The organism is Acinetobacter venetianus RAG-1 = CIP 110063, assembly GCF_000368585.1.
GTDB classification, from domain to species: Bacteria; Pseudomonadota; Gammaproteobacteria; order Pseudomonadales; family Moraxellaceae; genus Acinetobacter; species Acinetobacter venetianus.
Genome location: NZ_KB849558.1, coordinates 1545486 through 1557484, shown reverse-complemented (window position 1 = coordinate 1557484; position 11999 = coordinate 1545486). Strand labels below are relative to the sequence as shown.

10 protein-coding genes and 1 other RNA gene are annotated in these 11999 nt (G+C 38.8%); 7 read left to right on the top strand and 4 right to left on the bottom strand.

Annotated elements, in window-relative coordinates; genetic code table 11:
- The 3 genes from F959_RS12915 to F959_RS12905 form a co-directional block, all read left to right on the top strand.
- On the top strand, positions 1–2409 hold a 2409-nt coding region (locus F959_RS12915), incomplete at its 5' end, for a YadA-like family protein (protein WP_004880854.1).
- Positions 2410–2469: 60 nt separating this feature from the next.
- A complete protein-coding gene (tpgA, locus tag F959_RS12910) occupies positions 2470–3258 on the top strand; it encodes a trimeric autotransporter adhesin/peptidogylcan-associated protein TpgA (RefSeq protein ID WP_004880853.1) in 789 nt (262 codons plus the stop codon).
- Between the two features lie 326 nt (positions 3259–3584).
- Entirely contained in the window at positions 3585–3785 is a 201-nt protein-coding gene (locus F959_RS12905; protein WP_004880852.1) for a hypothetical protein, read from the top strand.
- Positions 3786–3825: 40 nt separating this feature from the next.
- On the opposite strand, the gene F959_RS12900 is transcribed toward F959_RS12905, so the two are convergent.
- Positions 3826–4224, bottom strand: a complete 399-nt coding sequence (locus F959_RS12900) for a MerR family transcriptional regulator (RefSeq protein ID WP_004880851.1) — start codon at positions 4222–4224, stop codon at positions 3826–3828.
- A gap of 98 nt (positions 4225–4322) precedes the next feature.
- Here F959_RS12900 and F959_RS12895 point away from each other — a divergent pair, with 98 nt between their 5' ends.
- Both F959_RS12895 and F959_RS12890 read left to right on the top strand, forming a co-directional pair.
- Positions 4323–7040: a heavy metal translocating P-type ATPase gene (locus F959_RS12895; RefSeq protein ID WP_017196952.1), complete on the top strand. Its 2718-nt coding sequence runs from the start codon at positions 4323–4325 to the stop codon at positions 7038–7040.
- A gap of 159 nt (positions 7041–7199) precedes the next feature.
- On the top strand, positions 7200–8438 hold the full coding sequence (locus tag F959_RS12890) for a putative solute-binding protein (RefSeq protein ID WP_004880849.1): 1239 nt from the start codon (positions 7200–7202) through the stop codon (positions 8436–8438).
- A gap of 258 nt (positions 8439–8696) precedes the next feature.
- Here the strand turns inward: F959_RS12890 and ssrS are convergent.
- From ssrS to F959_RS12880, 3 genes are all read right to left on the bottom strand, one after another.
- Positions 8697–8878: non-coding RNA, 6S RNA (ssrS, locus tag F959_RS16580), on the bottom strand.
- A gap of 90 nt (positions 8879–8968) precedes the next feature.
- A complete protein-coding gene (locus tag F959_RS12885) occupies positions 8969–9256 on the bottom strand; it encodes a cell division protein ZapA (protein ID WP_004880847.1) in 288 nt (95 codons plus the stop codon).
- A gap of 2 nt (positions 9257–9258) precedes the next feature.
- Positions 9259–9813, bottom strand: a complete 555-nt coding sequence (locus F959_RS12880; protein ID WP_004880842.1) for a hypothetical protein — start codon at positions 9811–9813, stop codon at positions 9259–9261.
- 66 nt (positions 9814–9879) lie between these two features.
- Between F959_RS12880 and F959_RS12875 the strand changes: the two genes are divergently transcribed.
- The gene (locus tag F959_RS12875) at positions 9880–10512 is read left to right on the top strand and encodes a UPF0149 family protein (protein WP_004880840.1); all 633 of its coding nucleotides are present in this window, start codon (positions 9880–9882) and stop codon (positions 10510–10512) included.
- A 63-nt stretch (positions 10513–10575) separates the two neighbouring features.
- Entirely contained in the window at positions 10576–11895 is a 1320-nt protein-coding gene (locus tag F959_RS12870; protein WP_004880839.1) for an aminopeptidase P N-terminal domain-containing protein, read from the top strand.
- Positions 11896–11999: the final 104 nt, after the last annotated feature.

The window sequence follows — 11999 nt, the reverse complement described above, 5'->3', positions numbered from 1 at the left end:
GATCCAACAGATAGCAATTTAACAGCAACTAAGACAGGTAATAATGTTGCATTTGCTTTAAGTAAAGACCTGACTTTGGATAGCGTAACAACTGGTCAATTAGCGGTTGGAAATGTTGCAATCGATAGTACGACAAATACGATCAAAGGCTTAAGTAATAAAGACTTAACGGCTGCTGATTTTGCAACTCAAGGTCGTGCAGCGACTGAAGAACAATTACAACAAGTGATCAGCAACAACATTACAGAGGTTGTTGATGGTAATGGTAATAAAGTCAACATTATTGATCAGGTTGTAAATACTCAACCAGACAATAAAAATCAGGACTCATTGTTCCTTACTTATGATAAGCAAGGTCAAGAAACGACTGATCGTTTGACGATTGCTCAGACTGTTCAGAAGATGAATACAGAAGGTGTGAAATTCTTCCATACCAATGCAGACACTTCTAAAGGTGATTTAGGTACGACAAATGACTCAAGTGCAGGTGGATTGAACTCAACTGCAATTGGTGTCAACGCGATCGTTGAAGCAGGTGCAGATAGTTCTGTTGCACTAGGTCACAACACAAAAGTTGGTGGCGCTCAGTCAATTGCGATTGGTAACGGTGCAGAAGCATTAGGTACTCAATCTATCAGCATCGGTACTGGCAACAAAGTGAATGGCGATCATTCGGGAGCAATTGGTGACCCAACGATTGTTGATGGCAGCAACAGTTACTCTGTGGGTAACAACAACCAAGTATTGACAGACGATACCTTTGTACTTGGAAACAATGTAACTCAAACAGTTGCTGGTTCAGTTGTTTTAGGTACGGGTTCGGCAGCGACTACAGGTGCTGGTGTTGCAGGTTATGCATTATCAGCAGCAACTACAGCTGACAAAACTGCAATTAGCAAAACTACATCTACAACTGGTGCAGTCGCAGTTGGTGATGCTGCAAATGGTATCTACCGTCAAATTACTGGCGTTGCAGCCGGTACAGCCGATGCAGATGCAGTTAACGTTGCTCAATTGAAAGCTGTCGGTAATCAAGTGGTTGAAACACAAACTGCACTTGTAGACAGCCTTGGTGGTAATGCGAAGGTAAATGCTGATGGTACGATCACAGGTCCAACTTATAATGTGGCTCAAGGTACTCAAACTAACGTTGGTGATGCATTAACAGCACTTGATCAAGCAATTGGAAATGCTGCAACCACGTCTAAAACAACAGTGTCAAACGGTGAAAACATTGTTGTGAATAAGACGAAAAATGCAGATGGTTCAGATAACTATGAAGTTTCAACTGCTAAGGACTTAACAGTCGATTCTATTACAACAGGTGATACTGTTCTGAACAATTCAGGCATTAACATTGGTAATAATGCTGTTGTATTAAACAACACTGGTTTAGTGATTGCAGGCGGCCCGAGTGTAACAACACAAGGAATCAATGCAGGTAATAAACAAATTACCAATGTGGCAGCAGGTACGAGTGCTACAGATGCTGTGAATAAAGGTCAATTAGACACAGCGATTAGCAATGTAAATAACAATGTTAATGAGCTTGCGAATAATGCGGTTAAATACGATGACGCAACTAAAGACAAAATCACATTAGGTGGTGCTAATGGCACAACCATCAGTAATGTAAAAGATGGTGAAGTTGCTCAAGGCTCAAAAGATGCGGTGAATGGCGGTCAGTTGTGGAATGTTCAACAACAAGTGAACCAAAACACAAGTGATATTTCTAACATCCAAACCAATATCGACAATATCAACAGTGGTAAATCAGGTCTTGTTCAACAACAAACACCAAATGGTGAAATCACAGTTGGTAAAGATACTGGTGGTACTACAGTAAATGTTGCAGGTAAAGATGGTGATCGTGTTGTAACTGGCGTTAAAGATGGTGCAATCAAAGCAGATTCTAAAGATGCGGTAAATGGTTCACAGTTGAATACAACGAACCAAAAAATTGCTGAGTATCTTGGTGGTGGAGCTGGGTATGACAATATTACGCAAAGCTTTACTAATCCTACATATAACGTAGGTGGTAAAGATTACAACAATGTTGGTGGTGCAGTAGATGCTTTAAATAAAGCAGATCAAGCATTGAATACCAAAATTGACAATGTAAGTAATCGTCTAGAGCAAGCGTTCTACTCAACAAACCAACGTATTGATGATGTAGAAAAACGTGCGAATGCGGGTATTGCGGCGGCAATGGCTTTAGAGGCAGCACCATTTGTACCAGGTAAATATACGTATGCAGCAGGTGCTTCTTATCATGGTGGTGAAAATGCAGTGGGTGTGACCTTACGTAAAACTGCTGACAATGGACGTTGGTCTATTACTGGTGGTGTTGCTGCGGCATCACAAGGTGATCCAAGTGTACGTATTGGTATCAGCGGTGTAATCGACTAATTCATTGTCGAGGAGAGTCAGCTGACTCTCCTAGCTTCCAACAGATTAAGAGAGTAAAAAATGAAAAATATGATAAAAGCATTAGTATTTGGGATGGTTTCTACGATAGCAATCACTGCAATTGCAGATGATGAAGTGGTTGTTCAGCAAGAGGAAATTAAATTTCCTACGGTTGAAAAAAGCTATCTAAAACAAGTACAGCGTTATGAATATGACAATGTTGCACGTTTAGATACAGGTTTAACTAAAGACCAAATTCGATATATTTTGGGTAATCCTCAATTTAGCGAAGGGGTATTTTTTGTAAAAACGTGGAACTATGTGTTAGATATTCGCCAGCCGAATAGCCAAGATTATTTACGTTGCCAGTTACGCGTAGACTTTGACAAAAAAAATCTATCTGAGCGCTTATCCTGGAAAGGAGAGGCTTGTGAGGGTTTAATGGCGTGGGGTGCAAACAATCAAGTACCAAATGATGCGAATTTAGCTGGAGCAAGATCAGGAAGCGTATTCTTTGCATTTGATCGTTCAAATGCAAATGCAATCGAACAAAGTTCAAGTTCTGTGGCAGCAATTGCTGAGCGAATTAAGCAAAGCAATTCAACAGGTCCGATTACCGTTGCAGGTTTTGCTGATCCATTAGGTAAATTTTCATACAACCATCAACTTTCAGCACAGCGAGCGAATACAGTAGCAAAGCTTTTGGTAAATGAAGGCATTGATGTCAATCGCATTCAGATCCAAGCCAATAGCCAAACTGATTTATACCAACAATGTGCTGGTAACAAAACTAATAACCGTCTTGTTGGTTGTTTAGCTCCAAATCGTCGTGTGAATGTCAGTTGGTAATTTACTTGTCTTGAAAAAGGCTACCGTGAGGTAGCCTTTTTTATATCTAAATCTCATGCGGTTTTCTTTTGAGAACAACATTTTAAATTTAATTGCATTTTGTCGGCTAATTTTAAAAATATGTGAACTGTTAGACAATAATGATGTTTTAGATTAAAAATTAAACTAAAATCCGCTTTTATGAAATAGCATGTTTCGATGTCAATTTCATGTATTTGAATAATTAAAGAAAGTATCTCATCAGTAGAGTGAATGAATCATTTCTCTCGACTCCAAAAGCTGATTAACGATGCTTCATTTTTATAGAGGCTTTCAAGGGGAAAGATATGTTGGACTCAAAAAACTTAGTTGTATTGGATCAAATGCTTGTCTTAACTAAAGAGGGTAAAAACGATTTGGTTTATGAAAATAATACTTTGCTCAAAGTAAAGATGTTTTCAAATCATCATATTGTTGTAGAGGATGATCAGCAGACGAGCTTTCTTTTAAAACGCCAAGATGAAAATATCGTTTGGTCTTTTATTTAAATATATTTTGTTATATCAAGAGCACCTCAATTCAAAAAACTTAGGTGCTCGTAGTTGCTTGCTGCTTTAACTCCATCAGAATCGGGCAACATTCATTTTCAGTGGTTTTACACTCATCTAACCATGTTGAAAGACGTAGTTTGAGTCCTTGTAACTCTTGAATACGTTCATCGATTTTATTTAATCGCTGTTCGATGACATGACGTACTTCTACTCGATCTTCTAAATTTAAGGTTAATAACTCCTTAATTTCATTCAGTTGTAATCCAGCATCTTTGGCTTTTTGAATAAAGCTTAATGTTTCCAAATCTTGTTGATGATAATAGCGATAACTTTGGGTGCTTTCAGGAATTCTCATTAAGCCAATCCGCTGATAATAACGAATGGTCTCAACATTGATATTGCAGGATTTTGCCAATTTTCCAATAGTAAGATTCATGTGTTTGTGCCTCATCAATTGCCAAAATAATGCTTGACTCTGTACCTAGGTACAGACTTTATGCTAAACCTATCCAAAAAGAAAAGATAGGTGTTGTTGTGGAACATCAAAAAACGTCATCATGTTGCTCTGGCAAAAAAGCAGCAATTGTGTATGAATATATTGATCCAGTATGTGGTATGCAAGTTGCTGAAACATCAGCGTATTATTTTGACTACCAAGATATCCGATATCTATTTTGCTCAGCAAGTTGTCAACAGAAATTTAGTGCGCAGCCAGATGCTTATTTAAAAGCAAATCAAACTGACAAAACGTCATTTTCTTGCTGTGCTGAGGAAAAGCCGCAGAAACAATCAAGTTGCTGCGGAACGTCAAAAGAACAGCCTGTTGTTGCATCTGTGGAAAAATCTTCTTGTTGTGAACCAAAGCCAACTGAGGAAAAGAAAAGTTCGTGTTGCGGAGGTGAAAAAAAGCCACAAATAGCGCAACCTGAAGTAAAAAAATCTAGCTGTTGTGGTGGCGGGCATATACATCAAGTTGTTGATGGAGATACAGAGATTGATCCAGTTTGTGGGATGTCAGTTAAAACCACGACTGATCTAAAAACAACGTATCAGGATAAAACTTATTATTTCTGTAATCCATCTTGTTTGGATAAATTCAAGATTGATCCTGAGTTTTATCTTATTCCACCTGATCAGCGTCCTGTACCTGAAGGTGCAATGGATATGGATTATACCTGTCCAATGGACCCTGAAATTGTGCAGAAGGGGCCTGGTACGTGCCCAATTTGTGGTATGGCGCTTGAGCCAATGCAACCTACTTTAGATGAAGGGCCGAATCCTGAATTAGTTGATTTTAGTAAGCGCTTTTGGACGACATTGCCACTTAGTTTGTTGGTGATGATCTTGGCAATGGGTTCGCATATTCATGCTTTTATTTCTCCACATATTCAACCATGGATTGAATTGATTTTAAGTTTGCCTGTGGTGTTATGGGCAGGTTATCCAATTTTACAGCGCTGCTTGGTGTCTTATAAAACTGGACATCTCAATATGTGGAGTTTGATTGGTGTCGGTGTACTCGCAGCATTTATTTATAGTGTGGTTGCAACGATTTTCCCATCACTCATTCCAGTTGAAGCGAAAACTGGACATGGTGTCGCTGTTTATTATGAAGCAGCCTGTATGATCGTTTCATTGAGTTTACTTGGGCAAATTCTAGAGCTTAAAGCGCGTTCACAAACTGCAAACTCATTAAAAGCATTGTTACGCTTACAACCAGCCAAAGCCAAACTTGTTCAAAATGATCAAGTCAAAGAAGTCGATATTGCCATGATTAAACAAGGCGATATTTTACAGATTTCTTCTGGGGAGCAGGTTCCATTGGATGGTCTTGTGGTTGATGGCAAAACCTATGTCGATGAGTCGATGATGACGGGTGAACCTGTTCCAGTAAAAAAGGAAAAGGACGATCAAGTGATTGGCGGTACGATTAATCAACAAGGTTCGATTCGTATTAAAACTACGGCAATTGGAACCAATACAACGCTCGCCAAAATGATTCAGACGGTAGCGGATGCGCAACGCTCCAAAGCGCCTTTACAGCGTATTGCCGATGTTGTGGCGAAGTATTTTGTGATCGCTGTATTAAGTATTAGTGTGTTGACTTTTATCGTTTGGATGGTGTTCGGCAAAGCCCAATTTGATTTGGCATTGATGTGTGCTGTTGCTGTACTGATTATTGCTTGTCCGTGTGCTTTGGGCTTGGCAACACCAATGTCTGTGATGGCGACAACGGGTCGTGCCGCACAGAAAGGGGTACTATTTAAAGATGCAGAAGCAATTGAATCTTTGAGCAAGGTGAATACCTTAATCATTGATAAAACAGGAACATTGACTGAGGGCAAGCCAAGTTTAAAAGAGATTCAACCGCTATCAAATGTGTATAGCCAAAGTCAGATCGAGTTGTGGATTGCATCAATCGAACAATATTCGACTCATCCAATTGCCCAGACGCTCACCAAACTTGTTGATTCAGATCAATTGTTGAATGTTTCTGATTTTGAAGATGTTACGGGCTTTGGTGTAAAAGGCACTATAGAAGGTAAGGCGCTTTATATAGGTAGCCAAAAATTAGTTGAACAGCTCGGTTTAACGTTTAGTAGCGAAATGTTGATCCAAGAATTAGACCAAAAACGATCTCAAGGTGATGTCATCAGTTTCCTAATGTCTGAACAAGAATTGATTGCTTATGTTTCGATTCATGATGCGATTAAGGAAAATGCCAAAGCTGTGATTGATCAACTTCATGCAGATGGGATCGAAGTGATCATGGCGACAGGTGACCATGAAAAAAATGCACAGATGGTTGCAGCTGCACTGGGTATTCAACAGGTATTTGGCAATTGTGATCCGAAGCAGAAGCTTGAAATTGTGAAGCAAGCACAGTCACAAGGTAAAGTGGTTGCAATGGCGGGTGATGGTATTAATGATGCGCCTGCACTGGCACAGGCCAATGTCGGCATTGCTATGGGTACAGGAACAGATATTGCCAAACAAACTGCACAAGTGACGTTGGTGAAAGGGGACATACAAGGCGTAGCACATGCTGTACATATGGCAAAACTTGGTGTGAAAAACATGAAGCAGAACCTTGCATTCTCCTTTATTTATAATGGACTAGGTGTGCCAGTTGCAGCTGGTTTGTTCTATCCACTCACTGGTTTATTACTTACGCCAATGTTCGCTGCTGTTGCAATGTCACTAAGTTCGCTATCTGTAGTGGTCAATGCGTTGCGATTGAATAAATCATAATCCCTTTTATTTTAGCTCTATTCTCATAAATTGAGAGTAGAGCCACGTTTATTTTGACTCAATTGACATCATCAAAATGAAACCAGTCAATTCTATTTTTATGCTTTATCCTTAACGTGAATAAAAACTATTGGGAAATAGCTAAGGATGGAATGGCAAATGAAAAATAATAAATTTACAAGGTTGATTAAACCTTTAGTGACTTCTTGTGTGATTGCATTAAGTTTAATGGTAATGAATGTTGGGCATGCAGCACCCGCAGAAAAATTAGATTTAACCCTTTCTACCTATTCGCAGAATAAAATCAAAAAACTGCTTAATGATCCTAAGGTTTGGGATCAAATTCCTAAGCAAGTGACATTATGTGTGTATTCCCCAAATGGTGAACATGGTGAGGCATTTGAGCAGGCGACTAGCTATTTAACAGAGATTCCTCGTATTGTGCGAATTGCAAAACAATATGGCGTGAATATGAATGTGACACGTCCCTCTAATCTTCAAATGAATTTAAGTTTTGATTATCCAAAGCTCAAAAAAACAGCGTCTACTTTGGTGACTTTAAAAGTTTATACCAATGAAAGTGTGTTAACTGAAGACTTCCGTAGCAAACGTTGTGATGGCGCAGGTATCAGTAATTTAAGAGCGAAACAGTTTAATAAGTTTGTTGGTAGTATCGATGCAATTGGTGCAGTGCAAACCTATAAACAATTAACTGCTGTGATTCAAACTTTAGCCAACCCAAAGTTTGATGACAAAATGGTTAATAAAGATTTTGAGGTTGTCGGTGTAGTGCCATTAGGTGGTGCGTATATTATGGTTGGAGATCGTAATATCAATACACTGGCAAAGGCAGCAGGTAAAAAGATTGCAGTTTTACAATTCGATGAAACTCAAAAGAAACTGGTTCAAAATGTTGGGGCGCAGCCTGTTGCAGTGGATTTGTTAACTGTCGGACCAAAATTCAATAATAAAGAAGTTGATATCATGGCTGCGCCAGCAATCCTATTTGAACCAATGGAATTACATCGGGGTATGACGGACAAATCAGGTAAAGTTGTTGGTGGAATTATTAAGTTTCCAGTCATTCAGGTCACTGGAACTTTGATTATGCATCGCAATAAATTTCCTGCTGGTATGGGATCAATCGCGCGTGAAATCATTTCAAAACAATTAACACCAGCATTTAACTTTGTAGATAAGCTTGAAGGTCGCATCCCTGATAAATATTGGATGACTTTAAATGAAAGCGATAAGCCTGGTTATGTACGTTTAATGCGCGAGGCGCGTATTCAAATGACCAAAGAAGGTTATTATGATCCCGATATGATGAAGCTACTTAAACAGATTCGTTGTTCGCAAGATCCTACGAATTATGAGTGTGCTTTAAAAGATGAGTGATTAATATAAATGCTTATAAAGATGGGATGATTGTTTAGAAAAATAATCATTCTGTCTTTTTATTTTATTTAAAATTTATTTAAAAAAACTAATAAAATTATAGCGAATTAATATGACAACTTTAGCTAGATAGCTTTGCTCATGTTATATTTAGCGGTAGAAAATGAATAAGATATCTTTTTAACTTGATGATAAGTATTAATTTAAAAAGGAAGTAATTCTAAGTTATTCGTTTTATTTTAAATATTATAGAAAATAAATTGCTCCAGAGATGCCGCTGCATGGTCGTTACCCTGAACCCGATGAGTTCAAGGTGGAGGTGACGCATATTTAACGGGTTTCCTACTCAAGGTAGGCATACACTCAAAATATACAGAACACATCCATAAATTTAAGTATCGGCAGGGGACTAGACGTACTGGCGAACACCCTAGAGACAGTTTTAGTATAACTGATCTTTACACGATGGCAATGTTTGCAGGCTACATATCTGTAAAGATACTTACTAATTGATGGGGCTTTGTGCAATTTTACTCAACAGTTTGTTCAATATCTTCCAAAATCGTTTGAAGTAGGTGTTCGCAGTGTGCATATTCTTGCAAAGACTTATTCAAACTGAACACTTCTTGAGCCATTTGTAGAGCAACCATGATCACAAGTTTGTTGTGTTCAACACGCGGTGCATTACGACGCATATCATGAAATTTCTGATTTAGTAATTCTGCAGCACGCTCTAACTCTTCACGCTTGTCTTCAGTTGTATTGAGACGAAAAGTTTGTTCTATTAAACGTAGCTCAACAACGATCGCTTCACTCATGATCAAATCTCCTCTTGTGTTTCAGCATTCGGGTGAGCAAGTTGCTGAATTTCTTGTGCGTGTTGATCTTGAGCGGTGCCTAAAATGGCAAGACGTTGAATGATGGCTTCAACTTTAGATTTTGCCAATTCATTCTTTTGCAATAATCGATCACGATCCTGCTGTAAGTCTTGGATTTCTTGCTGACTGTGTCTCTGTTGTGCTTGTAATTTTTCTTTATTAACACGTAAATCATTACGCTCAGCCAAGATTTCTTGGAAACGATTTTTAAGGTCAGTGGTACTTTTTTCTAAACGGCTGTAACGTTCAGCTAAAGTTGTCGCATCAGTATTCAGTTGTTTAAATTGATCTTGTAACTGAGTCAGTTGTTCAGTTAAGTTATCAACTTCTTCCTGCTTTTGCGTGATGATGCTATTTTTTTGCACGATTTGTGCATGATGATCAGTTTCAGCTAATTGTTTAGCCTCAGTGAGCGATGTATTTTCTCGCTCAAAATGGTGTAAGAGCGTTTTTAAAACACCAATATGCGCTTGTAGACGCTGTAATTGTTCTAACATAACGAAGGTCGCACAGAGTTGCAATCAAAGGTAATATATACAGCAGTATAGAGATTGGATAAACGAATGCAAGACGATATTTCAGGTTGGACGGAATGGAATGCCCATTTTGATGGGATTGAAGAAATTTCAAGTCCAAGTGAGTTACATGGTTTACTAACAGGTATAGTTTGTGTGACACAAGCACCGACCTCTGATGAATGGTCACAAATCTTAAACACCTTAAATGTGCCTGTTTTACAACCAGAAGCACTCGAAAGTTTAACTGACGAAGCTGAAGACGTGGCACATGCTCTGTCAGATGATGAACTTGATTATTTGCCAATGCTTCCAGATGATAGCCATTTACTTGTAGATCGTGTTCAAGCATTAGCTGATTGGTGTGCAGGCGTTGTGCTTGGTTTTGGTTTGGCTTCTGGTCATATTCGTGGAGAAGAACAAGAGCTGATTGAACATTTACAAGATGTTGCAGCGGTTGAGTTTGAAGACTCGGATAATGATGAAGAAGGTGAAGAAAGCTATCAGGAATTGTATGAGTTTGTTCGTTTAATTCCTGTGAGCTTGTCAATTGGTCGTACCAAGATTCCTGTAAGTGAAAGTTCTTTGTTGAAAAATTTTCATGCAAAAAGCAGAAATCAAGATGCGCCTGTTGATCCCCAAACGGTCGTAGAAATGTTTACACCACATCGTCCGAGTTAAGACGGTTTTAAATCTCCCTAAATCCCTCTTTATAAAAGAGGGACTTTCTAGCTGTAGGATAATATGAAACTAAGTCAAGCCGATTTCAAACAACGCCGTGATCTTCTCGCACAGAAAATAGGAAGTAACAGTATCGCTATTATTGCGACGCGAGCAGAAATGTATCGTAATCGTGATGCTGATTATAAATATCGAGCGGACAGTAGTTTTTATTATCTAACTGGATTTGCAGAGCCAGAAGTGGTTGCGATCATTGAAACCTTTGAAGAAGGTGAAGATTATAGCTATAGCTTATTCTGCCGTGAACGTAACCGTGAAATGGAAATCTGGAATGGCTATCGTGCTGGGATTGATGGTGCGATTGAAATCTATGATGCTGATGAAGCTTATGCAATTGATTTGCTTGATGAAGAAATTATCGACAAGCTGTTAAACAAACAACGCCTTTATTATCGTATCGGACAAACTTCAGAGTTTGATGCGCGAGTAAGCCAATGGATTCAAAAGGCGGATGCACAACAGCGCCGTGGTGGTGCAGCGCCAGCAGAAGTGGTTCAGTTGGATCGTATTATTGACGAGATGCGTTTGAAAAAATCTGCACAAGAAATTGAGTTGATGCAGATTGCATCGAATATCAGTGCAGAAGCGCATACCCGTGCAATGCAAAGCGTAAAACCAGAGATGATGGAATATGCGCTTGAAGCAGAACTGAATTATATATTTGGTAAAAATGGTTGTGTACCTGCTTATAATAGCATTGTAGGTGGTGGTGAAAATGCCTGTATTTTGCACTATGTTGAAAATAACAAGCCTTTAAAAAATGGCGATTTAGTTTTGATTGATGCTGCTTGTGAATATGAGTTCTATGCATCGGATATTACCCGTACTTTCCCTGTAAATGGCAAGTTTAGTCCTGAGCAGAAAGCACTTTATAATATTGTTTTAGATGCTCAATTGGCTGCCATTGATGCAACCCGTATTGGCAATCACTATAAATATCCACATGAAGTGGCTGTCAAGATTTTAACTCAAGGTTTAGTTGATCTTGGCTTAATGAGTGGCAATGTGGATGAATTGGTTGAGAGTGAAGCATTCCGTCAATTCTTTATGCATGGTACAGGGCATTGGCTCGGTATGGATGTACATGATGTGGGTGCTTATAAAACGGGCGAAGACTGGCGTGCTTATGAAGCAGGAATGGTAGTCACCGTTGAGCCAGGTTTATATGTAGCGCCTGATGATGAAACGGTTGATGCGAAATGGCGTGGTATCGGCATTCGTATAGAAGACGATATTGTTGTCACTGAAAATGGACCATTGGTTTTGACGAAAAATGTAATCAAAACCGTTGAAGAAATTGAAAGTTTAATGGCTTTAATTTAAGCAAAATAGTTGCTTAAATCATTTTTGTTCCATCATGTAAATGGTGGAACAAAATAAAATAGACAATATTTATTCAAATAAAATAGCTTAGATAGGTTTAGTCG

Coding starts and splice junctions, on each gene's coding strand:
- tpgA (WP_004880853.1), top strand. CDS start 2,470: ATGAAAAATATGATAAAAGCATTAGTATTTGGGATGGTTTCTACGATA.
- F959_RS12905 (WP_004880852.1), top strand. CDS start 3,585: ATGTTGGACTCAAAAAACTTAGTTGTATTGGATCAAATGCTTGTCTTA.
- F959_RS12900 (WP_004880851.1), bottom strand. CDS start 4,224: ATGAATCTTACTATTGGAAAATTGGCAAAATCCTGCAATATCAATGTT.
- F959_RS12890 (WP_004880849.1), top strand. CDS start 7,200: ATGAAAAATAATAAATTTACAAGGTTGATTAAACCTTTAGTGACTTCT.
- F959_RS12885 (WP_004880847.1), bottom strand. CDS start 9,256: ATGAGTGAAGCGATCGTTGTTGAGCTACGTTTAATAGAACAAACTTTT.
- F959_RS12880 (WP_004880842.1), bottom strand. CDS start 9,813: ATGTTAGAACAATTACAGCGTCTACAAGCGCATATTGGTGTTTTAAAA.
- F959_RS12875 (WP_004880840.1), top strand. CDS start 9,880: ATGCAAGACGATATTTCAGGTTGGACGGAATGGAATGCCCATTTTGAT.
- F959_RS12870 (WP_004880839.1), top strand. CDS start 10,576: ATGAAACTAAGTCAAGCCGATTTCAAACAACGCCGTGATCTTCTCGCA.